The 26,660-nt window shown below is 62.9% G+C and carries 26 protein-coding genes, 1 other RNA gene and 1 pseudogene; 12 read left to right on the top strand and 16 right to left on the bottom strand.

Annotated elements, in window-relative coordinates; all coding sequences use genetic code 11:
* The first annotated feature begins 86 nt into the window (after positions 1–86).
* The 3 genes from pyrC (at position 87) to rnpB (ending at position 2,567) form a co-directional block, all read left to right on the top strand.
* Positions 87–1,148 (top strand): dihydroorotase, encoded by a 1,062-nt coding sequence (gene pyrC, locus ABH945_RS00600; protein ID WP_429249423.1) that lies wholly within the window; start codon positions 87–89, stop codon positions 1,146–1,148.
* A gap of 25 nt (positions 1,149–1,173) precedes the next feature.
* The gene (locus tag ABH945_RS00605; protein ID WP_429249424.1) at positions 1,174–2,025 is read left to right on the top strand and encodes a DUF3025 domain-containing protein; all 852 of its coding nucleotides are present in this window, start codon (positions 1,174–1,176) and stop codon (positions 2,023–2,025) included.
* 128 nt (positions 2,026–2,153) lie between these two features.
* Positions 2,154–2,567: RNase P RNA component class A (gene rnpB / locus ABH945_RS00610), an RNA gene on the top strand.
* Positions 2,568–2,664: 97 nt separating this feature from the next.
* Here rnpB and ABH945_RS00615 read toward each other — a convergent pair.
* Positions 2,665–3,087 carry an OsmC family protein gene (locus tag ABH945_RS00615; RefSeq protein ID WP_074765718.1) on the bottom strand — a complete coding sequence of 141 codons (423 nt, stop codon included), beginning with the start codon at positions 3,085–3,087 and terminating at the stop codon, positions 2,665–2,667.
* 703 nt (positions 3,088–3,790) lie between these two features.
* Between ABH945_RS00615 and rplM the strand changes: the two genes are divergently transcribed.
* From rplM to erpA, 3 genes are all read left to right on the top strand, one after another.
* Positions 3,791–4,219, top strand: coding sequence for a 50S ribosomal protein L13 (rplM, locus tag ABH945_RS00620; protein ID WP_020069304.1), 429 nt, complete (start codon positions 3,791–3,793; stop codon positions 4,217–4,219).
* An 11-nt stretch (positions 4,220–4,230) separates the two neighbouring features.
* Positions 4,231–4,623 (top strand): 30S ribosomal protein S9, encoded by a 393-nt coding sequence (rpsI, locus tag ABH945_RS00625; protein ID WP_007180423.1) that lies wholly within the window; start codon positions 4,231–4,233, stop codon positions 4,621–4,623.
* Between the two features lie 277 nt (positions 4,624–4,900).
* The gene (gene erpA, locus ABH945_RS00630) at positions 4,901–5,266 is read left to right on the top strand and encodes an iron-sulfur cluster insertion protein ErpA (protein WP_029968241.1); all 366 of its coding nucleotides are present in this window, start codon (positions 4,901–4,903) and stop codon (positions 5,264–5,266) included.
* A 95-nt stretch (positions 5,267–5,361) separates the two neighbouring features.
* Here the strand turns inward: erpA and ABH945_RS00635 are convergent, their stop codons facing one another.
* Entirely contained in the window at positions 5,362–6,492 is a 1,131-nt protein-coding gene (locus tag ABH945_RS00635; protein WP_074765716.1) for an anhydro-N-acetylmuramic acid kinase, read from the bottom strand.
* A 205-nt stretch (positions 6,493–6,697) separates the two neighbouring features.
* Between ABH945_RS00635 and tyrS the strand changes: the two genes are divergently transcribed.
* The 3 genes from tyrS to ABH945_RS00650 all read left to right on the top strand — a co-directional run bounded on the left by tyrS (position 6,698) and on the right by ABH945_RS00650 (position 9,264).
* On the top strand, positions 6,698–7,948 hold the full coding sequence (gene tyrS, locus ABH945_RS00640) for a tyrosine--tRNA ligase (protein ID WP_429249425.1): 1,251 nt from the start codon (positions 6,698–6,700) through the stop codon (positions 7,946–7,948).
* Between the two features lie 25 nt (positions 7,949–7,973).
* Positions 7,974–8,432 (top strand): D-aminoacyl-tRNA deacylase, encoded by a 459-nt coding sequence (gene dtd, locus ABH945_RS00645; RefSeq protein ID WP_074765712.1) that lies wholly within the window; start codon positions 7,974–7,976, stop codon positions 8,430–8,432.
* A 157-nt stretch (positions 8,433–8,589) separates the two neighbouring features.
* Positions 8,590–9,264, top strand: a complete 675-nt coding sequence (locus ABH945_RS00650; protein ID WP_429249426.1) for a histidine phosphatase family protein — start codon at positions 8,590–8,592, stop codon at positions 9,262–9,264.
* Positions 9,265–9,460: 196 nt separating this feature from the next.
* Here the strand turns inward: ABH945_RS00650 and ABH945_RS00655 are convergent, their stop codons facing one another.
* The 3 genes from ABH945_RS00655 to ruvA all read right to left on the bottom strand — a co-directional run bounded on the left by ABH945_RS00655 (position 9,461) and on the right by ruvA (position 12,206).
* Complete coding sequence (locus tag ABH945_RS00655) at positions 9,461–10,402, bottom strand: oxygenase MpaB family protein (protein ID WP_429249427.1); 942 nt, start codon at positions 10,400–10,402, stop codon at positions 9,461–9,463.
* A gap of 27 nt (positions 10,403–10,429) precedes the next feature.
* Positions 10,430–11,494, bottom strand: coding sequence for a Holliday junction branch migration DNA helicase RuvB (gene ruvB, locus ABH945_RS00660; RefSeq protein ID WP_074765706.1), 1,065 nt, complete (start codon positions 11,492–11,494; stop codon positions 10,430–10,432).
* A 130-nt stretch (positions 11,495–11,624) separates the two neighbouring features.
* Positions 11,625–12,206 (bottom strand): Holliday junction branch migration protein RuvA, encoded by a 582-nt coding sequence (gene ruvA, locus ABH945_RS00665; RefSeq protein WP_429249428.1) that lies wholly within the window; start codon positions 12,204–12,206, stop codon positions 11,625–11,627.
* A 148-nt stretch (positions 12,207–12,354) separates the two neighbouring features.
* Here ruvA and ABH945_RS00670 point away from each other — a divergent pair.
* Positions 12,355–12,986, top strand: a pseudogene (locus ABH945_RS00670) (LysE family translocator).
* A gap of 10 nt (positions 12,987–12,996) precedes the next feature.
* Here ABH945_RS00670 and ruvC read toward each other — a convergent pair.
* Positions 12,997–13,539 carry a crossover junction endodeoxyribonuclease RuvC gene (gene ruvC, locus ABH945_RS00675; protein ID WP_074766555.1) on the bottom strand — a complete coding sequence of 181 codons (543 nt, stop codon included), beginning with the start codon at positions 13,537–13,539 and terminating at the stop codon, positions 12,997–12,999.
* Positions 13,540–13,665: 126 nt separating this feature from the next.
* On the opposite strand from ruvC, the gene ABH945_RS00680 reads away from it, so the two are divergent.
* Positions 13,666–13,908, top strand: a complete 243-nt coding sequence (locus tag ABH945_RS00680) for a hypothetical protein (protein ID WP_429249429.1) — start codon at positions 13,666–13,668, stop codon at positions 13,906–13,908.
* A 275-nt stretch (positions 13,909–14,183) separates the two neighbouring features.
* On the opposite strand, the gene purH is transcribed toward ABH945_RS00680, so the two are convergent.
* The 5 genes from purH to ABH945_RS00705 form a co-directional block, all read right to left on the bottom strand.
* The gene (purH, locus tag ABH945_RS00685) at positions 14,184–15,749 is read right to left on the bottom strand and encodes a bifunctional phosphoribosylaminoimidazolecarboxamide formyltransferase/IMP cyclohydrolase (RefSeq protein WP_074765699.1); all 1,566 of its coding nucleotides are present in this window, start codon (positions 15,747–15,749) and stop codon (positions 14,184–14,186) included.
* Between the two features lie 46 nt (positions 15,750–15,795).
* The gene (locus ABH945_RS00690; protein ID WP_006049915.1) at positions 15,796–16,029 is read right to left on the bottom strand and encodes a Fis family transcriptional regulator; all 234 of its coding nucleotides are present in this window, start codon (positions 16,027–16,029) and stop codon (positions 15,796–15,798) included.
* Positions 16,026–17,087, bottom strand: a complete 1,062-nt coding sequence (gene dusB, locus ABH945_RS00695; protein ID WP_429249430.1) for a tRNA dihydrouridine synthase DusB — start codon at positions 17,085–17,087, stop codon at positions 16,026–16,028. Before dusB ends, ABH945_RS00690 begins: the two co-directional genes overlap by 4 nt.
* A gap of 228 nt (positions 17,088–17,315) precedes the next feature.
* Positions 17,316–18,623 (bottom strand): UbiH/UbiF/VisC/COQ6 family ubiquinone biosynthesis hydroxylase, encoded by a 1,308-nt coding sequence (locus tag ABH945_RS00700; RefSeq protein WP_429249431.1) that lies wholly within the window; start codon positions 18,621–18,623, stop codon positions 17,316–17,318.
* A 6-nt stretch (positions 18,624–18,629) separates the two neighbouring features.
* Positions 18,630–20,036, bottom strand: coding sequence for an aminopeptidase P N-terminal domain-containing protein (locus ABH945_RS00705; RefSeq protein WP_429249432.1), 1,407 nt, complete (start codon positions 20,034–20,036; stop codon positions 18,630–18,632).
* A gap of 183 nt (positions 20,037–20,219) precedes the next feature.
* Here ABH945_RS00705 and ABH945_RS00710 point away from each other — a divergent pair, with 183 nt between their 5' ends.
* Entirely contained in the window at positions 20,220–20,834 is a 615-nt protein-coding gene (locus tag ABH945_RS00710; RefSeq protein WP_171910231.1) for a glutathione S-transferase N-terminal domain-containing protein, read from the top strand.
* 224 nt (positions 20,835–21,058) lie between these two features.
* On the opposite strand, the gene lnt is transcribed toward ABH945_RS00710, so the two are convergent.
* From lnt to ABH945_RS00735, 5 genes are all read right to left on the bottom strand, one after another.
* Positions 21,059–22,783: an apolipoprotein N-acyltransferase gene (lnt, locus tag ABH945_RS00715; RefSeq protein WP_429249433.1), complete on the bottom strand. Its 1,725-nt coding sequence runs from the start codon at positions 22,781–22,783 to the stop codon at positions 21,059–21,061.
* Between the two features lie 171 nt (positions 22,784–22,954).
* Complete coding sequence (locus ABH945_RS00720) at positions 22,955–23,848, bottom strand: HlyC/CorC family transporter (RefSeq protein ID WP_074765689.1); 894 nt, start codon at positions 23,846–23,848, stop codon at positions 22,955–22,957.
* Positions 23,849–24,299: 451 nt separating this feature from the next.
* Positions 24,300–25,010: a gamma-glutamylcyclotransferase gene (locus ABH945_RS00725; RefSeq protein ID WP_429249434.1), complete on the bottom strand. Its 711-nt coding sequence runs from the start codon at positions 25,008–25,010 to the stop codon at positions 24,300–24,302.
* 41 nt (positions 25,011–25,051) lie between these two features.
* Positions 25,052–25,513, bottom strand: coding sequence for an rRNA maturation RNase YbeY (gene ybeY, locus ABH945_RS00730; protein ID WP_429249435.1), 462 nt, complete (start codon positions 25,511–25,513; stop codon positions 25,052–25,054).
* A gap of 51 nt (positions 25,514–25,564) precedes the next feature.
* Positions 25,565–26,635 carry a PhoH family protein gene (locus tag ABH945_RS00735; protein ID WP_429249436.1) on the bottom strand — a complete coding sequence of 357 codons (1,071 nt, stop codon included), beginning with the start codon at positions 26,633–26,635 and terminating at the stop codon, positions 25,565–25,567.
* Positions 26,636–26,660 lie beyond the last annotated feature (25 nt).

Here is a 26,660-nt window from a genome sequence, read left to right on the forward strand (position 1 = left end):
AGCAAAATTGACGTGTGTTCAGGCCGCAACAAGGCGGTTTGACCGGGTCGATTGGCTTTTGCCGCAGAGTCTCGTCCCCACTTGCCATGACCGCTTCCAACGTTTCCCTCGACTCCCTCACGCTCGCCCGTCCGGACGACTGGCACCTGCACGTTCGCGACGGCGAGATGCTCGCCGCCGTGTTGCCGGACACCGCGCGCCAGTTCGGCCGCGCGATCATCATGCCGAATCTGAAGCCGCCGGTGACGACCACCGCGATGGCGCAGGCGTACCGCGAGCGGATCATCGCCGCGATTCCCGAGGGCGCGAAATTCGAGCCGCTGATGACGCTGTACCTGACCGACAACACCCCGCCCGACGAAATCCGCCGCGCGCGTGAGAGCGGTTTCGTGCATGGCGTGAAGCTGTATCCGGCGGGCGCGACGACCAACTCGGACGCGGGCGTCACCGACATCATGAAGTGCGCAAAAACGCTCGAAGTGATGCAGGAAGTGGGCATGCCGCTGCTGGTGCACGGCGAAGTGACGGATTCGCAAATCGATCTGTTCGACCGCGAGAAGGTGTTCATCGACCGCGTGATGACGCCGCTGCGCCGCGCGTTCCCGGCGCTGAAGGTGGTGTTCGAACACATCACGACGAAAGACGCGGTCGACTACATCCGCGAAGCCGGTGCCGCGCCGGACCTGCTGGGCGCGACGATTACCGCGCATCATCTGCTGTACAACCGCAACGCGATTTTCCAGGGCGGCATTCGTCCGCATTACTACTGCCTGCCGGTGTTGAAGCGCGAGACGCATCGCGTGGCGCTGGTCGAGGCGGCGACGTCGGGCAATCCGCGCTTCTTCCTCGGCACCGACAGCGCGCCGCATCCGAAGGGTTTGAAGGAGCACGCTTGCGGCTGCGCGGGCTGCTACACGGCATTGCACGCGCTCGAGCTTTATACCGAAGCGTTCGACAAAGCTGGCGCGCTCGACAAGCTCGAAGGCTTTGCGAGCTTCTTCGGCGCGGATTTTTACGGTCTGCCGCGTAATACCGAGGAGGTCACGCTGCTTCGCGAGGAGTGGGTATTGCCGGCGGAATTGCCGGTTGGCGATACGCCGGTCGTGCCGTTGCGCGGCGGCGAGTCGATTGGTTGGCGGCTGGTTTGAGGTCGCCGTTTTGAGGTCGCATTAAATGCTGGCGAGTGAGGCGGGGCTTCCAGCGGACGAGGACGCGGCGAAGTCGGAATTTGCCGCCATCGACTGGTCGAAGCCATGGTTCGCGCAGTTTGCCGCAAGAGGTCAGCGCTGGCAGCAGGCGGCGCTGACGAGCTACGCCGCCTTGCTCGCCGAAATGAACGCCGACGCCGCCGAGATGCGGCAGATCACCGGACGCGGGCAGCGGCTCGCGTTCATTGCGCAGGACGATCTTCCGCCCGGCGCTTCGTACGAAGCGCATATCGCGTCGACCGGATGCGTGCCGACGCGCCACAACCTGCATGATTTCTTCAATGGTTCGATGTGGTTTGCGTTTCCGCGCGTCAAGGCCGCGTTGAACGCGCGGCAGTCGACGGCGATCGACGTGTTGGGCATCGGCCCGACTCGCGGCGGCGTGCGCGATACGCTGACTTTATTCGACGAAAACGCGTTGCTGTTTGCTTGCGCTGATCCTTCGTTGAGCGCTGCTCTAAGAGGATTCGACTGGCAAACGTTGCTGGTGGCCGGGCGAGGCGCATGGGGCTCGCGTTGCGAAGTGCGATGCTTCGGACACGCGTTGCTGGAAAAACTGATCGCGCCGTTCAAGGCCTGCACGGGACATGCGTGGATCGTCGACGTGCCGTCCGCGTACTTCGAGTGGAGCAGGGTGGCGCGGGACGCCTACCTCGATGAATCGGTCAGCGCGGCGTTGCTGAACACCGACGCACTGACAAGCCGCATGTTTGCGCCGCTTCCTGTGCTCGGCATTCCGGGCTGGTGGACGGAGAACGAATCGCCCGCGTTTTACGACGATACGTCCGTGTTTCGCACGGGACGGCGTAATCGCTAATAGCTCTGGCTCGCTACCGGACTTCACCCCGTCCTTCCGCACAATCTTCCCGCAAGCCCCTGGCCATTCGGCTATTTCATCCGTCAAACCGGCTTGCCTGCATCGCAGATGTTAAAATGCGCCCCAGCAAAGCAGGCCAGGCAGTCGCGGCCTCTGCGGCTTCGGTCAAAGAGGGCGAGGAAAGTCCGGACTCCACAGGGCAGGGTGATGGCTAACGGCCATCCGTGGCAACACGCGGAACAGGGCAACAGAAAGCAAACCGCCGATGGCCCGGCGCAAGTCGGGATCAGGTAAGGGTGAAACGGTGCGGTAAGAGCGCACCGCGGCTGCTGCGAGGCAGACCGGCACGGTAACCTCCACCCGGAGCAATTCCAAGTAGGCAGGCTAGCATCTTCGAGATGCAGGACGGGGCCCCCGTCACGTCTGCGGGTAGGAAGCTTGAGCGCGTCAGTAATGGCGCGTCTAGAGGAATGGCTGCCACGCGCGTCGCGTTTTCGGACGTTGCGCGTGCACAGAATCCGGCTTATCGGCCTGCTTTGCCACCTGACAAAAAAATGCCGGCGTCCATTGGGACGCCGGCATTTTTATTTGGTGGACCTTTGGGCTCGCTTCACGCACGACAGCGCTGCCCGCCAAGCCTTAGCTCGCGACGATTTCGAACGAATGCGTCAGCTCGGCCGTTTTCGCGATCATGATCGATGCCGAGCAATATTTGTCGTGCGACAGATTGATTGCGCGTTCCACCGTCGCCGGATTCAGATTCTTGCCGGTCACGGTGAAGTGGAAGTGGATCTTCGTGAACACTTTCGGATCTTCGCTGGCGCGCTCGGCCTTCAGCGTGACCGAGCAACCGGCGATTTCCTGACGGCTTTTCTTCAGGATCATCACGACGTCGTACGCCGTGCAACCGCCCGTGCCGAGCAACACCATTTCCATCGGACGCGGCGAGAGGTTGCGACCGCCGCCTTCAGGCGCGCCGTCCATCGTTACCAGATGACCGCTGCCCGTTTCGGCCGCGAATGCCATCCCGTCTTGCCCCATCCAGCTTACTTTGCATTCCATGCTGTGCTCCACCGCGCTTCACAAATATCGAGACGGCATTGTAGCCCGCCATCTGCGGATCCGCCCGAAGCGACTTTTCCTCAAAGTTATGCCGGATGATGGCTTGCATGCTGCGGTGCGGCATGTTCAGCGAATTCGGGAATGCCCTAACATCTTTAGGGGTTTTGCTCTAGAAAATTCCCGTGGACGAGTCCGGCAAACCCGCCCTTATCTCTTGATCGGCAAGGGAATTTGCGGTCCTGGCGCTTATATTTCAAGTTGTCACATTATGAGAAGGCATTTCGCAATGCAAATGTTCTTGCGTCGCACAAGGCGGACTCGTATAATTGCTCTCATTGGTTGCAGTTGCTCTGCAACTTCCGCTGTCTCCTCCACCTCCTCCTTTGGTGGATTAAACCCGAACCGATAGTTCGGGTTTTTTTTCGCCTACGTTTTATGGGCTACCGGTCGCTTTCCCGACCCGCCCGATCAGGTTTCGGGCACGGAAAGGGCGCAAAGGGGCTTCTCCAGAGTCCTTCAGCCACGGCCGCTTCTCAAAAAACGCCGCACATTTTGACTTGCTGCCGCAAAGTCCTTTATAATTCAAGGCTTTTCCGCATTCGCGCCCGCGGAGGAAGAACCAGGGAGAGCCTGCACGCGCCTCGATGCGCACACTACAAGCAGGAAAAAACATATTGGGCGCAGCAATTTTTTTGGATCGATCATGAAGACGTTTTCCGCAAAAGCCCATGAGGTTACGCGTGAATGGTACGTGATTGACGCGACGGATAAGGTTCTCGGGCGTGTCGCCAGCGAAGTGGCACACCGTCTTCGCGGCAAGCACAAGCCAGAATTCACTCCCCACGTCGACACCGGTGATTTCATCATCGTTATCAACGCAGGCAAGCTGAAGGTCACGGGCAACAAGGCTACTGACAAGAAGTACTACCGTCACTCGGGTTACCCGGGCGGTATCTATGAAACGACGTTCGGCAAGATGCAAGAACGCTTCCCGGGCCGTGCGCTCGAGAAAGCGGTCAAGGGCATGCTGCCGAAGGGCCCGCTCGGCTACGCGATGATCAAGAAGCTGAAGGTCTACGCTGAAGCAACGCATCCGCATTCGGCACAACAGCCGAAAGCGCTCGAGATCTAAGGGGAGCCCACATGATCGGTAACTGGAATTACGGCACGGGCCGCCGCAAGAGCGCCGTCGCACGCGTGTTCATCAAGGCAGGCAAGGGCGAGATCATTGTGAACGGCAAGCCTATTGCCGATTACTTCTCGCGCGAAACGTCGCTGATGATCGTGCGTCAACCGCTGGAACTCACGAACCACGGCGTCACGTTCGACATCAAAGTCAACGTGAACGGTGGCGGTGAAACGGGTCAAGCCGGTGCGGTTCGCCACGGCATCACCCGCGCGCTGATGGACTACGACGCAACGCTGAAGCCGGAACTGTCGAAGGCTGGCTTCGTTACGCGTGACGCTCGTGAAGTCGAACGTAAGAAGGTCGGCTTCCACAAGGCACGTCGCCGGAAGCAATTCTCGAAGCGTTAATCGTTTCGGGTGCGAACCGGCTCTCGGGCCGGATCGCTGCAAAAGCCGCCAACGCTTTCGCGAAGGCGGCTTTTTTTATGGTTTCACCGGTTTGGATTGGCCTGTGGCCACGCCGAACAAGGCGCTGGAGCAATGATTCGTGCCGCTCAGGTCAGCTTTGTGGCGACAATCTTGTAATGCATTGATTTTGCTCAAAGCACCCATTGCGTTTGTGGGCTTCAGCACGATATTGAGAACAGCCCTACAATAGTGGTTAGAAGCTTTTTGGAGAGTTCGAATGAACGCAGTCACCGATACACCCGTGACCGAGATGCCCGCCCCCTTCGTTTTTACCGACGCAGCGGCTGACAAGGTCAAGCAACTGATCGAAGAAGAAGGCAATGCGGACCTCAAACTGCGCGTTTTCGTGCAGGGCGGCGGCTGCTCGGGCTTTCAGTACGGTTTTACGTTCGACGAAGCCGTCAACGAAGACGACACCGTCATGAACAAGAGCGGCGTCCAGCTGCTGATCGACTCGATGAGCTACCAGTATCTGGTCGGCGCTGAGATCGATTACAAGGACGACATCAATGGTGCGCAGTTTGTCATCAAGAACCCGAACGCTTCGACCACCTGTGGTTGCGGCTCGTCGTTCTCGGTTTGATGGCTGATTAAGCGACTGGTTGTGCAAAAAAACGGGACCGCGAGGTCCCGTTTTTTATTGTCTCTACGCCATACAACGGCGCGATTCCCGAAGTATCACCGCGGATAAATTGCCCCCAGCACGCGCTCCGCAGACGCCCCCGTGACGGCAGGCAAATTGCCCGGAAGACGCGCCACGCAACGCATCGCCAGCCAGGCGAAGGCCAGCGGCTCGACCTGGTTTGGCGGCACGCCGAGCGCATCGGTCGTCAAGACGGGCACGCCGCTTACGCCGCTATCTTCCAGCGCCTGCTGCAACGCCCTCAGGATCTCAGGATTGCGGGCCCCGCCGCCGCAGACATAAACCGCCCGCGCGTCCGATGCGTGCCGCTCGATTTCGCGCGCAACGGTCACCGCCGTCAGCGCGACCAGCGTCGCCTGGACATCAGCGGGATCGAGGTTGGCGAACGGCTGGAGCTTTGCGTCGAGCCATTCGGCATTGAACAGGTCGCGCCCGGTGCTTTTGGGCGGCTGTTGCGAGAAAAACGGTTCGTCGAGCAAAGCATTCAGCAACGTGCGATCCACCTGGCCACCCGCCGCGAAATGCCCGTTTTCGTCGAACGGCTTGCCGAGATGGCGCTGCGCCCATTCGTCGAGTAATGCGTTCGCGGGCCCGCAGTCGAAACCGCGCACGCTACCGGTCGCGTTCAGAATCGTGATATTGCTGATCCCGCCGAGATTGCAGACCACCCGCGTCTCGTCTTTCGCACCAAACACCGTCGCATGAAAGGCGGGCACGAGCGGCGCGCCCTGACCGCCGGCCGCGACGTCGCGGCTGCGGAAATCGGCGACCACGTCGATGTGCATCATTTCCGCGAGCAGCGAAGGGTTGTTGATCTGCCGCGTATAACCCTTTTCCGGCCGATGCCGCACGGTCTGCCCATGCACCCCGATCGCTCGAACTTCCGAAGCGGAAACGTGGATGCCGCGCAGCAGTTCGTGGCAGCAAACGGTGTAGCGCGTGGCGAGCGCGTTAGCCGCCAGCGCCTCGCGCTCGATTTCGTTGTCGCCCGGCTGTTGCAGCGCGAACAGCGCGTCGCGCAAACCCGCCGCGAAGCCGACGAAGGCCTCGGCCAGCACCTCGGGCGGGCGCCCTTCGGCGAACCTGACGGCGATTCCGTCCACTCCGTCCATGCTCGTGCCGGACATCAGTCCGAAGTAGATGCCGTCTGCCGTGTCTTGCGCCACGTTGCTGCTCCTGTCGAGGGTTCGTTGCGATCCGTTTTAGCAGATTATCGACGCGAACGCGGTCGAATTTAAGCGCCGAAACGCCATGACCGTGGCTCTCTGTGCAGAAATCGCGCGCCTGCGGACCGTTTGCGTCCGAGTCAGTGGGCGCGGCGGTCTGCATCTATGGGACAATCCTGTTTTTTCGCGACTTCACGTTTCCAGCATGAGCACCGAGTCCACCAAGCCCAATTCAGCGCCCGCCCTTCCGATCACCGACGAAGTCCGGCACGCGCTCGCCGTCACCAAACGCGGTGTCGACGAGCTGCTGATCGAAGACGAATTCGCGCAAAAACTCGCGCGCAGCCAGGCGACTGGCAAGCCTTTGCGCATCAAGCTCGGGCTCGATCCGACTGCACCTGACATCCACATCGGCCATACGGTCGTGCTCAACAAGATGCGCCAGTTGCAGGATCTCGGTCACACGGTGATTTTCCTGATCGGCGATTTCACGTCGCTGATCGGCGATCCGTCGGGCCGTAACGCGACGCGCCCGCCGCTCACGCGCGAGCAGATCGAGTCGAATGCGAAAACGTATTTCGAGCAGGCCGCACTCGTGCTCGACCGCGACAAGACGGAAATCCGCTACAACAGCGAATGGTCGATGCCGCTCGGCGCCGACGGCATGATCAAGCTCGCGTCGCGCTACACGGTCGCGCGCATTCTCGAGCGTGAAGATTTCACCAAGCGCTTCCAGGGCGGCGTGCCGATCTCGATTCACGAGTTCCTGTACCCGCTGATGCAAGGCTACGACTCGGTTGCGCTGAACGCGGACCTCGAACTCGGCGGCACCGACCAGAAGTTCAACCTGCTGGTGGGTCGCGAGTTGCAGAAGCAGTACGGCCAGGAACAGCAGTGCATCCTGACGATGCCGCTGCTCGAAGGCCTCGACGGCGTCGAGAAGATGTCGAAGTCGAAGAACAACTACATCGGTATCAGCGAAAAACCGAACGACATGTTCGGCAAGCTGATGAGCATTTCCGACGTGCTGATGTGGCGTTACTTCGAACTGCTCTCGTTCCGTCCGATGGACGAAATCGCGGGTTTCAAAAAAGAGATCGAAGCGGGCCGCAATCCGCGCGATTTCAAGGTGCTGCTCGGCCAGGAAATCGTCGCGCGCTTCCACTCGCAAGCCGATGCCGAGCGTTCGCTCGAGGACTTCAACCATCGCGCGAAGGGCGGCGTGCCGGACGACATTCCGGCCGTGACGCTCGCCGGCGCGCCGCTGGCTATCGGTCAGTTGCTTAAGCAGGCGCACCTGGTGCCGTCGACCAGCGAAGCGCTGCGCAATATCGAGCAGGGCGGCGTGAAGATCGACGGCACGACGGTGTCGGACAAAGGCCTGAAGGTCGACGCGGGCGAGTACACCGTGCAGGTCGGCAAGCGCCGCTTCGCACGCGTCACGCTGACGGCCTGATGTCGCGTTCACGCTCGAATCGCCGATGATCGCGCTGATCCAACGGGTGCGGCGTGCCGAAGTGCGCGTCGCCGACCGGGTGACCGGCGCGATCGAAGCCGGACTGCTCGCGCTGGTTTGCGCCGAGCGCGGCGACACCGAGGCGGCCGCCGACCGGCTGCTCGCCAAGGTGCTCGGCTACCGCGTGTTTAGCGACGCGGCGGGCAAGATGAATCTCTCCGTGCAGAATCTCGATGGCGCAGGGCGCGCGGGTGGACTGCTGCTCGTGTCGCAATTCACGCTGGCCGCTGATACCAACAGCGGTCTGCGTCCGAGCTTTACGCCAGCTGCGCCGCCGGACGAGGGCAAGCGCCTGTTCGATTACTTTGTAGCGGCGGCGCGCGGGAAGCATCCCATCGTCGAAACCGGCGAGTTCGGCGCGGATATGCAGGTTTCGCTCGTCAACGACGGGCCAGTCACGTTCTGGTTGCAGACGAACGCCTGAGTTTTACCTCGGCTTCCCGTTGTATCGAAGCGCGTTTCGTTTGCTGTCTCCCGATGTGCACTATCGCGCGCACATCAACCCTCCAGCCGCTTTTTGCGACAATAGCGGCTCGGACCAGATGGTCCAGCAACCGGCGAACGGCGCCCACTTCCATCTCATGACTACGCAGATTCTGTTCATCCGGCACGGCGAAACCGACTGGAACCGCATCAAGCGCATTCAAGGTCACATCGATATTCCCTTGGCGACGACCGGCGTGGAGCAGGCGCAGCGCCTCGCACGCCGTATCGCTGACGAGGCGAAGCAGGGCGCGCGGCTCGACGCGATCTATTCGAGCGATCTGCAACGCGCGCAACAAACTGCGCAGCCCATCGCCGATGCGCTCGGCTTGACGCTGCAACTTCGCGAAAGTCTGCGCGAACGCAATTACGGCGCGTTCCAGGGCCATGACAGCGACGAGATCGCGCTGCGTTTTCCCGACGAATACGCACACTGGCAAACCCGCGACCCTGGCTTTGGCCCGCCCGAAGGCGAGTCGCAGCGCGCGTTTTATCATCGCGTGGTGCATGCAATCGAGCCTCTGATCGCGGCGCATCCCGGCGGCCGGATTGCGTGCGTTGCGCATGGCGGCGTGCTTGATTGCGTGCGCCGGTTTGCGTGCCAATTGCCGCTCGATGCTCCGCGCGATTACCCGCTGCTGAATACGAGCGTGAATATCGTGGATTTCGATGACGGCCACGCGAGCATTGTTTCGTGGGGCGATGTCTCGCATCTCGACGCACCGGGCGCGGACGATGGATTCAGGAAGAAAGTGTCGGAGCCGGGGCGCTGATCGAAGCGTGGGTTTGAGTTTCGAGGTTGGGGGCGCGTTTGCCGTTAGACGTTGAGCAGCTTGCGTAGAGACTTACGGTAGCGGGTTCGGCCGGTTGCGCTTAGGCCGCGCGCTCCATTTGCGGTTGTCGCACATCTCATAGGTCACCAAGGCCGCAAGCTCAAAGCCTACGCTTCCGGCCAGCCGTGAACTCGCATCAATCAGCTTCCTTTGCCCCAGCCGCAACCCGCCGACGCGCCCGCTTGGACACGCCATTCACCAGCGCCCAGCGAATTATCGGCGCGACAAGCCTAACCCCCGGCCGCGTCAACGCACGACGAACCGCTGCGTAACGCTCGAATCCCAACATGTTTTGCGCCCAGTCCGGCAGAAGATCGACACCGGCATTGAGCATCAACACGCCCGCAGGCCGCATTGAAGCGCTTGGAGCCGGCGCATTCATCAGAATCCTGACGAGTTCGCGAGTACGCCCGCTCGCGACCAGCTCGGGCTGCATGGCCAGCAGGTAAGCGTCGATCTCAGCGCGCGAGCGGGGAATATCCGAAGCACCGAGCATTTCGGCGATGCGCGCTGTTTCCGCGAAATACTGGTCTTGCGCGGCAACCGGCAGCTGCGGGTTCACGTAGCGCAAGTGAGCGGTCATGAAACTCGACACTTCAGCGACATGCACCCACGTCAACAGCGCGGGCTCGCTGGCACGATAAGGACGGCCGTCGGGCGCGACGCCGGTCACGCCGAGATGAATGCGCTTCACACGTTCTATCAGCGCGAGCGCATCGTGCCGGTTGCCGTAAGTCGTCCCCGCGATAAACGTAGCGGTGCGGCGCAAGCGCCCGAGAATATCGGTGCGGAACGTGGAGTGATCCCACACACCGGCGAGCGCCACGGGGTGCAAGGCCTGAAGCAGCAGCGCGCTGATTCCGCCGGTCATCATCGATGTGAAATCGGCGTGGACTTTCCAGCACACGGAGTCGGGGCCGAACAGACCGGGATCTCCTGGCGGCGACGAGTAGTCGAGTACGGGGCCGCTGCCGCTCGTCAGATGCGTGACACCGGCGGCGAGTTTCACGCGCAGGCGGCGCGTGAGCAATTGTGCGAGGCCGTTGGGCGAGCCGGATTGACTGGTCTGGTCGGACATCCTGATCGGCCTCGCGCTACGCCTGTATCACTTCGCGGCCGAGTCCCAGATGCCTGGCAGCGCGCTCGATGAATCCGGCGCGGAGAGGCCGAAATGCCGATAGGTCAGCAGCGTGGCGACGCGGCCGCGCGGCGTACGTTGCAGGAAACCTTGCTGGATCAGATACGGTTCGAGCACGTCTTCGATCGTGTCGCGTTCTTCGCCGATTGCCGCCGCCAGGTTGTCGACACCGACCGGGCCGCCGTCGAACTTGTGCAGGATCGCTTCGAGCAGCTTTCGGTCCATCAGGTCGAAGCCGACGCCGTCGACGTCGAGCATTTTGAGCGCCGCGTCGGCCACCTGCGCGGTGATGTTGCCGTCGGCTTTCACTTCGGCGAAATCGCGCACGCGACGTAGCAGGCGGTTCGCGATACGCGGCGTGCCGCGTGCACGCTTGGCGATTTCGAACGCGCCGTCCGGATGAATCTGCGCGTTCAGCAGCGAAGCCGACCGCGTGACGATGCGAGCCAGTTCTTCGGAGTTATAGAACTCGAGCCGCGCGACGATACCGAAGCGGTCGCGCAGCGGATTGGTCAGCATGCCCGCGCGCGTCGTTGCGCCGACCAGCGTGAACGGTTGCAGATCGAGCTTCACGCTGCGCGCGGCCGGTCCTTCACCGATCATGATGTCGATCTGATAGTCCTCGAGCGCCGGGTACAGAATTTCTTCGACGACCGGCGAGAGCCGATGGATTTCGTCGATGAAAAGAACGTCGTTTGCTTCGAGGTTGGTCAGCAGCGCGGCGAGGTCGCCCGCGCGTTCGAGCACCGGCCCGGAGGTTTGCCGTAGATTGACCCCCATCTCACGCGCGATGATGTGCGCGAGCGTGGTTTTGCCCAACCCCGGCGGCCCGAACAGCAACACGTGGTCGAGCGATTCGGAACGGCGTTTGGCGGCCTCGATGAAGATTTCGAGCTGGCCGCGCACTTTTTCCTGCCCGACATATTCTTCGAGCTGACGCGGGCGCAACGCGCGCTCGAACGCTTCTTCGTTCGATGACACGGGCGTGGCCGCGATGATGCGCTCAGCGGCGAGTTTGTCGGTTTCGATCATGGGTTCATTGTACCGCGCGCCGTCCGTGGCGAAACCCGGCCGAATGGCCAGGGTGCGTTCGGACGAGGCTTGTGGGAAGCTTTATTCACGCCGCCCGAACGTTCATGCAATGAGCCTTGCGGCGCTCGCTTCAACCCTTCGACAACGCCTTCAATGCCAGCTTGATGCCCTCGGAAACCCCGGTACCGGCAGGCACGTTCTTGACCGCGGCCAACGCTTCTTTTTCGGAGTAACCCAATGCGAGCAATGCGTTCAGGATATCGGAAGCATGGTCGGATGCCGACGCCGCGCCCGCCATCGCGCCCAGGTCGGCGCCGAGCTTGCCCTTCAGTTCGAGGAGCAGCCGCTCCGCCGTCTTCTTGCCGATGCCAGGCACGCGAGTCAGGCGCGCCGCGTCCTGCATCGTGACGGTCTGCGCGAGTTCGTGCACGCTCATGCCCGACAGCACCGCGAGCGCCATGCGTGCGCCGATGCCGGAGATTTTCAGCAGTTCGCGGAAGGTCGCCCGTTCGTCGGCGGTGCCGAAGCCGTATAGCAGATGCGCGTCTTCGCGCACGATCATCTGTGTGAGCAGGACGATGCGTTCGCCGGTGGAGGGCAGGTTGTAGAACGTGCTCATCGGCACATCGACTTCGTAACCGATACCGTTGCAGTCGACGAGCAGGTGCGGCGGGTTTTTTTCCAGCAGAACGCCGGCAATGCGACCGATCATGGCGAATTCAATCTCAAAAGAAAGGGCGAGTGTAGCGCAGCCGATGAGCGGCGCGGCGGCCGAAATTGCGTTGACCGCCGCATATCGGGACCATAGACTGAGGTCCCTTTTGGCGGGTTCTCGACCCACTTATCCTGAAGGAGCTTCCATGCTGAGCCTCACCACTCTCGCGCTGTTTGCCGGCGCGTGCCTCGCGTTGACCGTTACGCCCGGTCCCGACATGTTGCTGATTGCGTCGCGCAGTGTGAGTCAGGGGCGTTCGGCGGGCTTTGCGTCGTTGGCGGGCATTCAGGCTGGCACTTACTGCCACGCGTTGGCAGCGGCGTTCGGTCTGTCGCAACTCTTTCTCGCCGTGCCGTTGGCGTACGACGTCGTGCGTTTTGCGGGTGCCGCGTATCTGCTGTATCTCGCGTGGAAAACGATTCGAGCGCAACGCACGGTGCTGTCGCCGGATGCGTCGATGAAGCGGTATCCGGTTGGCCGGATCTTCCGGCAGGGCCTCTTCACGAATCTGCTGAATCCGAAAATGGCGCTCTTCGTGCTCGCGCTGTTTCCGCAATTCGTGCGACCAGAGGCGGGTCCGTCGCGTTGCAGATCATGATGCTGGCGACCGTGCTGAATCTGATCGGATTCTGCGTGAACGGCACCGTGATTCTGATGGCGAGCAAATTGAGCCGCACTTTGTCGGCAGGGCGGTGGCCGTCGCGAGCGCCGCAATATGTGCTGGGCACTGTGTTTGCGGGACTCGCTTGCCGCCTGGCGCTGGCGAGCCGCAACTGATAACGCCGCGTTATCCGACCAGACGCCCGCGCCGCACGCGCAATCCCTTCTTCGCCAGCGAAGGCGCAATTCCTCCCAGCGTGCTCAGGGTCGTGCCTCCGTGCGCATGGCAGATAGCCATGCCGAGCGCGTCGGCGGCGTCGGTGCTGGGGACGCCTGAGAGATTGAGCAGCCGCACCACCATCTGCTGCATCTGCTCTTTGGTCGCGCGGCCGTAGCCCACCACGGCCTGCTTCAATTGCAGCGCGGTGTATTCGGCGACCGGCACGCCGCCCGCCACCAGTCCGCAGATCGCCGCGCCGCGCGCCTGGCCGAGCAGCAACGTGGACTGCGGATTGACGTTGACGAACACTTTTTCGATCGCCGATTGATCCGGCGAATGCTGGCGGACCAACGTTGATATGCCGTCGAAAATAGTGCCCAGGCGTGAGGGCAGATCGGCGTCGGCAGTTTTGATGATGCCGCTCGCGACGTAACTGAGCTTGTGGCCGCTTTGATCGATCACGCCGAAGCCAGTGACGCGCAAGCCGGGGTCGATGCCGAGAATTCTCATGAAATGCTGCGAATGCAGTAAAAACCAGGTGCTTGCGATACTACAACGAACGCGCCAGATGACGGACGGTGTTAAGCGTTGTCAGCGGAATAAAAACTGCTGCGCGCATGGTCAGGGGGATCGCAGATGAAGCGCTATCGGAATCTCAGCGGCGACTCAGCCGTCGACGCATATGAAATTGGCGATGATTTCGTCGCCGTTCGCTTCAGGCCGGGTGTCGTGTATTGGTACACGGAGGAGGGGATCGGCGCGCAGCATGTCGCTGTGCTGAAGCGTCTCGCGTTGCGCGGGAGAGGGCTGGGCACGTATATCAGTCAGCATCGGGAGGTGAAAAACGGCTACGCGAAGAAGGAGCCGGATGATGATTGATGGTGCGCGCGTATTCAAACTGCGATGAGCGTCGATGTGCAACTAACTGCCTTAGCCGGGCCATCGCAACTAACTGACCCGTGCCTCAGGCACTGCCACTGCCGCGACGGTGGTCAGTTGGCCGGGGCAAATCAGCAGCTAGCCGGCTCTCGCTTCCTCAAAAGCATCCCATCAAAAAAACAGCCCGATGGAAAACTCCATCGGGCTGTTTTTCTTCGTGTTTTAGTCCGGTAGCGCCACCTGAAAAATCAGGCAGCCGTCACCGAGACCCAATCTCAATGCCGGAAGTGCCGCACGCCGGTCAACACCATCGCGATGTTGTGCTCGTCCGCTGCGCCGATCACTTCGTCGTCGCGCATCGAGCCGCCCGGCTGAATCACGCACGTCGCGCCCGCGGCAACAACCACGTCGAGACCGTCACGGAACGGGAAGAACGCGTCCGACGCCACCGCCGAACCCGCCAGCGTCAAGCCGGCGTTCTGCGCCTTGATGCTCGCGATACGAGCCGAATCCACGCGGCTCATCTGACCCGCGCCGACGCCGAGCGTCATGCCGTTCGCGCAGAACACGATCGCGTTCGACTTCACGTACTTCGCCACGCGCCATGCGAACAGCAGGTCGTCCATTTCCTTTGCCGTCGGCTGACGCTTCGTCACGACACGCAATTCGTCCGGCTGCACGTTCTTCGAATCGAGCGATTGAACCAGCAGGCCGCCGCCAACACGCTTCAGATCGAACGCGTTGTGGCCTTCGCCCAGCGCGATTTCCAGCAGACGCACGTTCTGCTTGGCCGCGAACACCTGACGCGCTTCAGCGCTGAACGACGGTGCAATCAGCACTTCGACAAACTGCTTCGCCACCGCTTGCGCCGCCGCCGCATCCACTTCGCGGTTGAACGCGATGATGCCGCCGAACGCCGAGGTCGGATCGGTCTGGAACGCCTTCGAATACGCTTCGTTTGCGTCCGCGCCCACTGCCACGCCGCACGGATTCGCGTGCTTGACGATCACGCAGGCCGGCACGTCGAAAGTCTTCACGCATTCCCACGCTGCGTCGGAATCGGCGATGTTGTTGTACGACAGTTCCTTGCCCTGCAACTGGTTGTAGTTCGCCAGTGCGCCGGCCGGCACGCTCAGGTCGCGATAGAACGCGGCGCTTTGGTGCGGGTTTTCGCCGTAGCGCAGGTCCTGCACCTTGTCGAAAGCGAGGTTGAACGTGGCCGGATACGTGTTGCGCGACGAGTGCTGCAGTTCGTCGGTCAGGCTCGTCAGGTAGTTTGTGATCGCGCCGTCGTACTGCGCGGTGTGTGCGTACACCTTGGTGGCCAGACGGAAATTCGTCTTGTACGACACCGCGTTGGCGTTCGCGCGCATTTCGTCGAGCACGACTGCATAGTCGGCCGGATCGACCACGACGGTCACGTCGCGGTGATTCTTCGCCGCCGAGCGCAGCATGGTCGGGCCGCCAATGTCGATGTTCTCGATGGCGTCTTCGAGCGAGCACTCTTCTTTCGACACGGTCTGCACGAACGGGTACAGATTCACGACCAGCAGGTCGATGGTCGGAATGTCGTGCTTTTCAAGCGCTGCCATGTGTTCCGGCAGGTCGCGGCGGGCAAGAATGCCGCCGTGCACCTTCGGATGCAGCGTTTTCACGCGCCCGTCGAGCATTTCCGGGAAGCCCGTGTAGTCGGCGACTTCGGTGACGGAGAGGCCTGCGTCCGCGAGCAGTTTCGCGGTGCCGCCGGTCGACAGGATCTTGATGCCGAGGTCCGACAGCGACTTGGCGAAGTCGACGATGCCTGACTTGTCGGAAACGGAGATGAGCGCTTGCTTGATCATGATGAAGACGAAAAGCCGAAGAAAATCGTGGCGGGGCGCCGAAAAACTACAACAAACCGTGCTGTTGCAGCTTCTTGCGCAGCGTATTGCGGTTGATGCCGAGATACTCGGCGGCCAGCGACTGATTGCCGCCGGCCTGCTCGAGCACCACTTCGAGCAGGGGTTTTTCTACGCATGAAATAACCATGTCGTAGACGTCATGCGGATTCGAGCCGTCGAGATCCTGGAAATAGATTCCCAGGCTGTCGCGGACAGATTGTTCGATATTGTTCTTGCTCATGCTGCTAGTTTGTCGGTTGGGTCCTCGCCCGTTTGGTCGAGCGATTCGTCGACGTAGACGAGGCGGTCTGAGATCGCCTTTTGTGCGTCAAAGAACTCGTTGACGGCGAGGAGTTGTTCGCGCGTGGTGTCCAGCGTATTCATGCGATGCCGGAACACATTGGCGCCAGAAAGGCCGCGAGTGTACCAGCCGATGTGCTTACGCGCAGTGCGAACGCCCGTAAATTCCCCGTAGAACTCGTAGTGATCTTCGAGATGCTCGTTCATGACCTGCTGGATTTCGTCGATGCGCGGCGGCGGCAGCAACTCGCCCGTTTGCAGGAAATATTCGATCTCGCGGAACAGCCACGGGCGCCCCTGCGCGGCGCGGCCGATCATGATCGCGTCGGCGCCGGTGGCGGCCAGCACGTCGCGGGCCTTTTGCGGCGACGTAATGTCGCCATTGGCGACGACCGGAATGTGCACCGACGCTTTCACGGCGGCGATGGTCTCGTATTCCGCGTCGCCCTTGTACAGGTCGGCGCGCGTACGGCCGTGCACGGTCAGCATCGAAATGCCGGCGTTTTCGGCCAGATGCGCGACTGAAAGCGCATTTTTGTTGTCGCGGTCCCAGCCGGTGCGGATTTTCAGCGTGACGGGCACCGCGTCGGGCCCGACGCCCACCGCGCCGACTACCGCCTCGACGATGCGCTGCACCAGCGGCTCGTTCTGCAGCAGCGCGGAACCCGCCGCCACGTTGCAGACCTTCTTGGCTGGACAACCCATGTTGATGTCGATGATCTGCGCGCCGTTGGCCACGTTGTAGCGGGCCGCTTCGGCCATCATCGCCGGATCGGCGCCGGCGATCTGCACGGAAATCGGCTCGACCTCGCCGGTGTGATTCGCGCGGCGCATGGTCTTTTCGCTTTTCCACAATTGCGCGTTCGACGCGACCATTTCCGACACCGCATAGCCCGCGCCCAGCCGTTTGCACAGTTGCCGGAACGGACGGTCGGTCACGCCGGCCATGGGCGCGACGAACAGGTTATTACGCAGATTGTGGGAGCCGAGAGTGGGCATGACGTGGACGCGCGCGTAACCGACCGTCGATTTTTTGACAATCGGAGAACCGCGAAATGCGAGGGAAAACCGCTATTTTAGCGTTAACAGCTAGCCGGCATCGGACTTGAGTCGGTCGTAACTCATTAAATCTTCTATGAAAGTGCCGGATTTCATAGACTTGGTGGCGCTCGCGGCGCTTTCTTCTGGCTGCTTAAAAAGGCAGCGCCGCGAGCGCGGACGGCATATTCAGCGACGTTGGCCGAACATCATCTGGCGGGCGAGCGCGGTTTTCACCGGCGGCACGAATTCGAGCGCGGTGAGCGCCAGGCCGCGCATGATCGCGAGCGGGGTCGAATCGACCGTGAAGAGGCGCGCGAGCGTGTCGGTGGCGCCGATCGTCATGCGGCGGTCGAGCGCACGGCGTTGGGCGAAGGCGGCGAGCGCAACCGGCGTGGGGCCCTCCGCCGACAACGCGTCGGCCAGCGCATGCGCATCGCGCAAGCCCAGATTGAGGCCCTGACCCGCCACCGGATGCAGCGTCTGCGCCGCATTGCCGATGGCGACGATGTGGCCGTTCACCAGCGTATCGACCGCGTTCAGCCCCAATGGGAACGACGCGCGGCCGCGAATCTGCGTGAAGCGGCCCATGCGGTCGCCGAATGCCGCGCCTAGTTCGCGCAGGAATTCGTCGTCGGAGAGTTGCGAGCGGCGCGCGGCTTCGTCGGGCGCGCAGCACCAGACCAGCGCGTAATCCGCGCCGCGCACGCCGCCCATCGGCAGCAACGCGATCGGACCTTGCGACGTGAAACGCTCCCACGCGACATGCGGCTGCGGCGCCGAAACGGTGACGGTGCCGACCAACGCGGTTTGGCCGTAGTCGCGGGTGCCGGTGGTTGGCTTCGTGCTACGGGCGCTTCTGTCGGTGCTCGCGGCGAAGTCGGTGTCCTTGCCGTCGTCGGCATCATCCGCGCCGTGTGCGCTCAGCTTGCCCGACTTCTGATCGCCGAACAGGCCGCCTTCCGCATTCACCAGAATCCGCGTCCGCAGTCGGCGCGTGACGCCGGCGGTTTCGATCGGCAGCGTGACGCCGTCGTCCTCCTGGACGGGCGTGGACGCCGAGGTCGAGCGGAACCAGTGCACCGGGCTTGCGTGCACAGCCTCGGCGAGCCCGTGCACGATCGACCCGTAGCGCAGCACATAGCCGAGCGCAGGCAGGCCATGCTCGCTGTGATCGATCAGCGTGCGCCCAAAGTGACCACGCTGCGAAACGTGAATGCGCTGGATTGCGGTAGCGTCGGCGGGCCAGCGCAGCGGCTCCAGAATCATCCGGCTGCCTTGCGACACGGCGATTGCCCGCGGATCGGCGATCGAATCTTCCGGCTCGCGTGCGTCGATCAGCGCGATCTTCAGCTCTCGCGTCACGCTGCGGCGCGCGAGCCAGCCGGCCAGCGCCAGCCCGACCGGACCGGCGCCGACAATCGTCACGTCGAAATCGAATGCCTGGCGGGCCGATGCGGGTTTCAGAATCACCGTCGACTGGGAAACGTCGTTCATCGCCGATTACTTCCCTGTTCCATGCGCCGCGCGCGCTTCCTGCATCAGCGCTTCGATTTCACCGGCCTCGACTGGCACGTCGCGCGTGAGCAGTTCACAACCCGTCGGCGTGACGACCGCGTCGTCCTCGATGCGGATGCCGATGTTCCAGTAGCGCTCCGGCACGCCCTCAGTCGGGCGGATGTATAGACCCGGCTCGATGGTCAGCGTCATCGACGGTTGCAGCGTGCGCCACGGCAACGCGCCCGCTTCGTCGCGCGGCGCACCGCGTTCGCGATAGTCGCCGCAATCGTGCACGTCCATGCCGAGCCAGTGGCCAGTGCGGTGCATGTAGAACGGCGCGTAGGCGCGCTCGGCGATCACGTCGTCGACCGAAGCGAATTTCGCGCGATCGACGATGCCGGTGTCCAGCAGCCCCTGCGCCAGCACACGGACGGCTGCCTGGTGCGGATCGTCGAAGGTAGCGCCGGCGCGCGTGGCATCGACGGCGGCGTACTGCGCGGCCAGCACGATGTCGTACAACTCGCGCTGCGCAGGCGAGAAGCGGCCGCTGGCCGGGAACGTGCGCGTGATGTCGGACGCATAGCCGTCGAGTTCGCACGCGGCGTCGATCAGAATCAGGTCGCCGTCCCGCGCAATCGTGTTGCCGGCCGCGTAGTGCAGCACGCAGGCGTTCGCGCCCGCCGCGACGATCGACGTGTAAGCCGGTGCCTGCGCGCCGAATTTGCGGAACGTGTACAGCAATTCGGCTTCGAGTTCGTATTCACGGACGCCGGGATGGCACGCGGCCATCGCGCGCCGATGCGCCTGCGCGGAAATCTGTCCGGCGCGGCGCATGATCGCGAGTTCGTGGTCGTCCTTGAACAGGCGCATGTCGTCGAGCAAGGGCAGCAGATCGCGCGCCTCGGCGGGCGCGGCGATGCCGCCGCGGCCTTGCGCGCGAACCGCGTCCAGCCAGCCGCGCACCTGTTCGTCCAGTTTCGCCGACGTGCCGAGCGCATAGTGCAACGAGGGTTTGTCGGCGAGCAGTCGCGGCACTTGCGCGTCGAGCTCACCGAACGCGAATGCGGCGTCGAAACCGAAGGCGGCACGCGCGCCTTCCGGGCCGAACCGGAAGCCTTCCCACGTTTCCCGCTCGACGTTCTTCTCGCGGCAGAACAGGATCGACGTGGGCTCGCCGGGCGCGGCGCTTGCGTCGAGCACCAGCAGCGCTTCGGGCTCGGTGAAGCCGGTCAGATAATAGAAGTAGCTATCGTGCCGGTACGGGTAGTCGGCGTCCCGGTTGCGCACCGCTTCCGGCGCGGTCGGAACGATGGCGACGCCGCCGCCCGCCGCGCGCAGCGCAGCGAGTACGCGCTCGCGGCGCGTGCGGTAAACGTCGATGGCGAGGGTGGGTTCGGTCGGCTGGTTCATCGTGCGATTGTAGCGCCCAATGCGCGGAGTCATTTTGCGCAAATACAGTTGGCGGGACGGCCGCCGGCATGTTGCAATCCGTCCACAGCGAGTCTCCACGCGGGTTGCGAAGCGGTGGCGCTGCGCTCGTGATGGCCTCCGAGCACTTATACTTTCGCCGGATTCAAGAAAAGGCAGATGGTCATGATGAAACTCATCGGTTCGCTCGCCAGTCCGTTCGCGCGTAAAGCGCGGATCGTTCTGGCCGACAAGAGGATCGACTACGAACTGGTGCCCGAGAATGTCTGGGCACCGGATACCCAGATTCACACCTTCAATCCGCTCGGCAAGGTTCCTTGCCTCGTGATGGAAGATGGCGAAGCCGTGTTCGATTCGCGGGTGATCTGCGAATACGTGGATACGCTGTCGCCGGTCGGCAAGCTGATTCCCCCGTCGGGGCGTGAGCGGCTCGAAGTGCGTTGCTGGGAAGCGCTCGCAGACGGCGTGATGGACGCAGCCGTGCTGATCCGCGCCGAAAACACCCAGCGCACGCCGGAGCAACGCGTGGATGCGTGGGTGGCGCGGCAGCAGCGCAAGATCGAAGAAGGTCTGGTGGCGATGTCACAGGGGCTGGGTAGCAAGACCTGGTGCGCGGGCAATCACTACACGCTCGCGGATATCGCCGTGGGCTGCGCGCTGGCTTATCTCGACTTCCGCATGCCGGAGTTGAACTGGCGCGAACCGCATCCGAATCTGGACAAACATTTGCAGAAGCTGTCGCAGCGGCAATCGTTTATCGATACGGTGCCGGCGGCTTGAGGGTCGAAGGTTGACGGAGCGCTGAACCGGCTGGTCCTGGCTCCTGGAAATCTGGCTTGAAGAGTGTGATGGAATTGAAAATGCGCCTGCTCTGCAGGCGCATTTTTTATGCGGGTTGCTTGGTGGGTCCGGTGTTTTGCAACGCGAAAGTTGCGACTCGGAGGTTGCAACCTGCAACTCGCGCTCGCCATGCGTTGCGCATGACGAGCACGTTTCCCTGCGGCTTATTTCCCGTTGCGTCGCCGCGTAATGCCCGGCCCGAACGCGAAGCCGAACGCGAGCAACAGCAGCGAAACCGCCAGCACCGTGTTATTTCCGCTCGTCACGTACGGCGTGTTGCCCGATGTGCCTTGTACGGAGACGTCGAGCGAGCCGATCGTGTAGGGCGCGAGCCGGCCGATCACCCGGCCGTTTGCGTCGATCGCGGCGGTCATGCCGGTGTTGGTCGCGCGCAGCATCGGCCGGCCAGTTTCCAGCGAGCGCATGCGGGCAATCTGCAGATGCTGGTCGAGCGCGATCGTGTCGCCGAACCACGCGAGATTGGTCGAGTTGACCAGCACGCCGGCGGGCGTCGCGCTTTCGCGAATATTGCGCGCGATCTCTTCGCCGAAGATGTCCTCGTAGCAGATGTTCACCGACACCGGCTGGTTGTGCACCATGAACGGTTTCTGCACCGGCGCGCCGCGATAGAAGTCGCCGAGCGGAATGCTCATCAGATTGACGAACCAGCGGAACCCCCACGGCACGAATTCGCCGAACGGCACAAGGTGATGCTTGTCGTAGCGATACACGTCGTGCGAACCCGGCGTGACGCCGAACAGGCTGTTCGTATAGTCGATCACCTGGCCTTCCGGGGTGATCGTGCCGCCAATCGCGCCGAACAGGATCGACGTGCCGGTGGAATCCGCGAACTCGCGCACCGCCGACGCAAACGGCGCAGGCAACTGCTGCGCGAGCACCGGAATCGCGGTTTCCGGCGTGACGATCAGGTCGGCGGGTTTCGACGTGATCATCTGCTGATACTGATCGATGGCGGCGCGCATGCCCGCTTCCTCGAACTTCATTTCCTGCTTGACGTTTCCTTGCAGCAGACGCACCTTCAGCGGCGCGTTGGACGGCACGGTCCACTGGACCAGCGGAAGCAGCAGGCCCGCGACGATCAGCGCCAGGGCGACGACAGCCGGAACCACGATGGCTGCGGCGTTTGGTTTTGCGGGCGCGCCGTCAATATCGGCAGTACCGTCGACGCTGCTCGCGGCCCGGCGCGAACGCAACAACCGTAACAGCGTCTGGGCGATCAACGCGGCCACCAGCGCCAGCATCCAGCCGACGCCATACACGCCGACCACAGGCGCAAACCCGGCCAACGGGCCATCCACCTGCGCATAACCGCTCGCGAGCCACGGAAAGCCGGTGAACACCGTCCCGCGCAGCCATTCGCCGATCGCCCACGCGCTCGCGAACGCCAGCGCGCCATGCCAGGTGGGCGAGAACGGCAGATCGTCAGCCGCCGAGCCGTGTCGCGCGTGACCCGCGCAGAACGACCAGACCCCGGCTGCCAGCGCCGGATAAACCGCCAGATACAGCGAGAACAGCACGAGCGCCGCGCCTGCGAGCGGCGCGGCCATGCCGCCGTAGTAGTGCATGCTGACGTACAGCCACCACACGCCGGTCACGAAGTTGCCGAAACCGAACGCGCCGCCTGTCAGCGCGGCGCTTTTCCAGCTGGTCGTGCGCGTGAGCCACGCGAAGAAGAACGCGAAGATGGCGAGCTGGAGCCAGCCGCCGTGCGGCGTCGGCGCGAACGAAAGCGTGTTGGCCGCGCCAGCGACGAGCGCGACGAGGTAATGCCAGCGAGGCAGCTTGCGACTGCGCGCTGCGTCGGGGGACGCATCGGCGGCGGAAGCGTTCACGCCGGGGCGCGAACGGGTAGTAATCGGGTCGGCCATTGTTGCGCGGTCGGCGTGAGTAGTTGGGAAAGTGAAAAGGCTGCGAAGGGACTGCCGGGACGTGCTGCCAGGAAGCGGGAAAGCCGTCGATGAGCAGCCGGCGGGCAGACCGAAAGCAGCCACGAGGCAGCCGCGTGAAACTTACGCGAACCCACGCGGCCAGCAGCCGGATCAGGTCTGCACGTGCTGCGCTTCGCGCTCGCGCTGACCAGCCAGCGGATCGCGGCGCACCAGCAGCATGTGAATCTGGCGGGCATCGCCGCGCAGAATCTCGAAGATCAGATCGTCGAGGCGGACTTTTTCGCCACGATGCGGAACGCGCCCGAAGTGATGCGTGACGAGTCCGCCGATCGTGTCGACTTCGTCGTCCGGATAGTGCGTGCCGAATGCCTCGTTGAACTGCTCGATCTCGGTCAGGGCACGCACTCGGAACCGGCCGTCCGGCGACGCGATGATGTTGCCGCTTTCCTCGTCGAAATCGTATTCGTCCTCGATGTCGCCGACGATCTGTTCCAGCACGTCTTCTATCGTAATCAGACCGGCCACGCCGCCGTACTCGTCGACCACCACCGCGAGGTGATTGCGATTCACGCGGAAGTCGTGCAGCAGCACGTTCAGACGCTTCGATTCGGGGATGAACACGGCGGGGCGCAGCATGCCGCGCACGTCGAACTCTTCTTCGGCGTAGTAGCGCAGCAGGTCTTTGGCCAGCAGCACGCCGATGATGTTGTCGCGATTGCCTTCGTAGACCGGATAGCGCGAGTGCGCTTTTTCCAGCACGTAGGGGATGAATTCGGCGGGATTGTCCGCGATGTTGATCGCGTCCATTTGGGCGCGCGGCACCATGATGTCGCGTGCGCTGAGTTCGGTGACCTGGAACACGCCTTCGATCATCGACAGCGAGTCGGCGTCGATCAGGTTGCGCTCGTGCGCATCCTGCAGAATTTCCAGAAGTTCGGCGCGCGAGTCGGGCTCGGGCGAGATGAAGTCGGTCAGACGCTCGAGGAGTGAGCGCTTTTCCTGCGGTTTGTCGGTTTGTCTTCGACTGGGATACGTGTCGTTCATGGTAGTGCGCCCGGCAAGACTGGACGCGCTGTTGCGGAGCATTAAGGATACACCAGGCACATGGCGGAACCGTGTTCCGACGGGCTGGGCGATGGGTGAAACCGGGGTGCAGCGGGTTGAAGCGGCTTTGTCGTGCTCTGTCGCGATGGACAGCGCGTGGGTCAATCCTAACTGATTACGCGCGGAAAAGCGTTTCTGAGCAAAAAAGTGGCGCGGATGGGAGCTTGTTCGCGGAGGTGAGGTGCGGGAGGAGCGGTGTGGGCGATGGCGCGCTTTGGGCGCATGCTGAGCAATACGCCGTGCCGTTACCCGCTCGATTCTTAGCGCTGGACCGAACGCGCTGCACTGTTCGCGGCACGGCCTTCGTCAGTGCGCTGGAGCTTGCTTTGTCGCGGGATCGGCGAAGGACTGTCATTGGCCGACCATCGCACGTCGCAGCAACGCGACGCCTTCAGCTCCCCGTTGCTGCGGCGCCCGACGCCCCGGACTGCCGACCCGCTTCATCGCTTTCCTCGCGACAACGCTTGAGCAGCGCTTCAAGCGCACGATCCGGCATTCCGCTCTCACGCAACGCGTGAACGGTACGGCTGACGTAGTCCAGCGTGGTTCCATAGCGGCCGCACGCGCAACCGAACACGGTCTTGACGACGTCGTCGCGCAACTTGCCGGTGTAGCTTGGCACGTCGCGGCGCATCACGAACGCGAGCGCGTCGACGCGCCGGCCGTCGGCGAGCACGCACGGCAGCCACGCCGGACGATACGAGCCCATCGCCATCTCCCGGCGCCACAGCGCGTCGAGATGCGGCGCCGAGCCTTCAGCGGCCAGCCGGAACGCGATGCCGGTGCATGAACCGCCACGATCGAGCGCGAGCACGAGACCCGGCTGCTCCGGCGTGCCGCGATTCACGCGCGACCACAAATACAGCCCACGGTGATAGCCATGCACCTTCGAACGGGTGGCCTCGACGGTGGGCAAGCCGGGATTCCAGATCAGCGAGCCATAGCCGAACAGCCAGAGATCGCTCTTGCGGTCCCAGTCACGTAGCGTGCATTCGAGCGACGCGCGCAGTTCGTCGTCCGTCAGAAGCCGCGACTCGCCGAGCGCCGGCGGATAGTCCGGGCAGGGTTGTCGGAGGTCGGCTTCTGGGGAGAATGTGCTCACGGTATGGTTCGAACGAATGGTCGGTGAAGGGTGATCGAAGCCTATTGATAAGGATCTGGAAAGCCGAGCTTGCCGAGAATCTCGGTTTCGATCGCTTCCATTTCCTCGGCTTCTTCTTCGACTTCGTGGTCGTAGCCCTGCGCGTGCAGCGTACCGTGCACCAGCAGATGCGCGTAATGCGCGACGAGCGGCTTGCCCTGCTCGGCGGCTTCTTTCTCGACCACCGGACAGCACAGGATCAGATCGCCCGATACCGGATCGTCTTCCGATTCGGCGTACGCGAAGGTCAGCACGTTGGTCGAGTAATCCTTGCCGCGATACGTGCGGTTCAACGTGCGGCCTTCTTCGGCGTCGACGAAACGCACGGTCAGTTCGCCGTCCGCGAAAAGCGCCGCCTTGATCCAGCCGGCCACCGTGGCGCGCGGCAGCAACGCCTTGTGTTCCGGGAAGGCCTTGGCGGCGGGGAATTGCAGATTCAACGTCAGTTTCGGGGCGCGGCTCATGCGGTTTCTTGGTGAGGCGTGTGGATCAGAAGCATGCTCGATGGACGCAAATCAGCGGGAATCCGCCGGGCTGGCGACTTTCTGCGAATGCGCATCGTACGCCTCCACAATTCGCGCGACCAGCGGATGCCGCACCACGTCAGCGCTGGTAAAACGCGTCATGGCGATGCCGCGCACGTCAGTCAGCACCTGCTGCGCTTCGATCAGCCCGCTCTTGTGGCCGCGCGGCAAGTCGACCTGGGTCGTGTCGCCGGTGACCACGGCCTTCGAGCCGAAGCCGATCCGCGTGAGGAACATCTTCATCTGTTCGGGCGTGGTGTTCTGCGCCTCGTCGAGGATGATGAACGCGTGGTTCAGCGTGCGGCCGCGCATGTACGCGAGCGGCGCGATTTCGATCATCTGCCGCTCGAACATCTTGGCGGTTTTGTCGAAACCGAGCAGGTCGTACAGCGCGTCGTACAGCGGACGCAGATACGGATCGACCTTCTGCGCCAGATCGCCCGGCAGGAAGCCGAGACGCTCGCCCGCTTCGACGGCGGGGCGCGTCAGCACGATACGCTTGACCTGATCGCGCTCCAGCGCATCCACCGCGCAGGCGACGGCCAGGTACGTTTTACCCGTACCTGCCGGCCCGATGCCGAAGGTGACATCGTGCGAAACGATCTGCTTCAGATACTCGCGCTGCATCGGCGTACGGCCGCGCAAATCGGCGCGTCGCGTGTACAGCTTCGGACCGAGTGCGTCGAGGTCGTCATCGGCTGCCTCGGCGGGCTGGTCGAACGGATGGTCCGGGTTGCCCGCGAAACGCGGATCGCCGGCTTCGTCGCCATGGGTGCCGTTCGGACGATGCCGCGCCGGATGACGCACCTCAACCAGCGCAAGCTGGATGTCGTCGACCGACAGCGGTTCGCGCGCGTTGTTGTAGAAGTTCTCGAGCGCGGTGAGCGCGAGTTTCGCGCCGCGCCCGCGGATCGTGATGCGGTGAGCCCGGCGTTGCAGCGTCACGTCGAGCGCCTGCTCGATCTGCCGCAGATTTTCGTCGAGCGGTCCGCAGAGGTTGGCGAGCCGCGCGTTGTCTTCGCGCGGTGCGGTGAATTCCAGATGCTGCTGAGCGGTCTTCAAGGCGGAGGTTCGATCCTGTCGGTTT

This window comes from Paraburkholderia sp. GAS333 (assembly GCF_050435665.1).
GTDB lineage: Bacteria > Pseudomonadota > Gammaproteobacteria > Burkholderiales > Burkholderiaceae > Paraburkholderia > Paraburkholderia fungorum_A.

Bases quoted from the DNA above. Each gene is read 5' to 3' on its own strand.
- pyrC (WP_429249423.1), top strand. From the start codon at position 87: ATGACCGCTTCCAACGTTTCCCTCGACTCCCTCACGCTCGCCCGTCCG.
- ABH945_RS00605 (WP_429249424.1), top strand. From the start codon at position 1,174: ATGCTGGCGAGTGAGGCGGGGCTTCCAGCGGACGAGGACGCGGCGAAG.
- ABH945_RS00615 (WP_074765718.1), bottom strand. From the start codon at position 3,087: ATGGAATGCAAAGTAAGCTGGATGGGGCAAGACGGGATGGCATTCGCG.
- rplM (WP_020069304.1), top strand. From the start codon at position 3,791: ATGAAGACGTTTTCCGCAAAAGCCCATGAGGTTACGCGTGAATGGTAC.
- rpsI (WP_007180423.1), top strand. From the start codon at position 4,231: ATGATCGGTAACTGGAATTACGGCACGGGCCGCCGCAAGAGCGCCGTC.
- erpA (WP_029968241.1), top strand. From the start codon at position 4,901: ATGAACGCAGTCACCGATACACCCGTGACCGAGATGCCCGCCCCCTTC.
- tyrS (WP_429249425.1), top strand. From the start codon at position 6,698: ATGAGCACCGAGTCCACCAAGCCCAATTCAGCGCCCGCCCTTCCGATC.
- dtd (WP_074765712.1), top strand. From the start codon at position 7,974: ATGATCGCGCTGATCCAACGGGTGCGGCGTGCCGAAGTGCGCGTCGCC.
- ABH945_RS00650 (WP_429249426.1), top strand. From the start codon at position 8,590: ATGACTACGCAGATTCTGTTCATCCGGCACGGCGAAACCGACTGGAAC.
- ABH945_RS00655 (WP_429249427.1), bottom strand. From the start codon at position 10,402: ATGTCCGACCAGACCAGTCAATCCGGCTCGCCCAACGGCCTCGCACAA.
- ruvB (WP_074765706.1), bottom strand. From the start codon at position 11,494: ATGATCGAAACCGACAAACTCGCCGCTGAGCGCATCATCGCGGCCACG.
- ruvA (WP_429249428.1), bottom strand. From the start codon at position 12,206: ATGATCGGTCGCATTGCCGGCGTTCTGCTGGAAAAAAACCCGCCGCAC.
- ruvC (WP_074766555.1), bottom strand. From the start codon at position 13,539: ATGAGAATTCTCGGCATCGACCCCGGCTTGCGCGTCACTGGCTTCGGC.
- ABH945_RS00680 (WP_429249429.1), top strand. From the start codon at position 13,666: ATGAAGCGCTATCGGAATCTCAGCGGCGACTCAGCCGTCGACGCATAT.
- purH (WP_074765699.1), bottom strand. From the start codon at position 15,749: ATGATCAAGCAAGCGCTCATCTCCGTTTCCGACAAGTCAGGCATCGTC.
- ABH945_RS00690 (WP_006049915.1), bottom strand. From the start codon at position 16,029: ATGAGCAAGAACAATATCGAACAATCTGTCCGCGACAGCCTGGGAATC.
- dusB (WP_429249430.1), bottom strand. From the start codon at position 17,087: ATGCCCACTCTCGGCTCCCACAATCTGCGTAATAACCTGTTCGTCGCG.
- ABH945_RS00700 (WP_429249431.1), bottom strand. From the start codon at position 18,623: ATGAACGACGTTTCCCAGTCGACGGTGATTCTGAAACCCGCATCGGCC.
- ABH945_RS00705 (WP_429249432.1), bottom strand. From the start codon at position 20,036: ATGAACCAGCCGACCGAACCCACCCTCGCCATCGACGTTTACCGCACG.
- ABH945_RS00710 (WP_171910231.1), top strand. From the start codon at position 20,220: ATGATGAAACTCATCGGTTCGCTCGCCAGTCCGTTCGCGCGTAAAGCG.
- lnt (WP_429249433.1), bottom strand. From the start codon at position 22,783: ATGGCCGACCCGATTACTACCCGTTCGCGCCCCGGCGTGAACGCTTCC.
- ABH945_RS00720 (WP_074765689.1), bottom strand. From the start codon at position 23,848: ATGAACGACACGTATCCCAGTCGAAGACAAACCGACAAACCGCAGGAA.
- ybeY (WP_429249435.1), bottom strand. From the start codon at position 25,513: ATGAGCCGCGCCCCGAAACTGACGTTGAATCTGCAATTCCCCGCCGCC.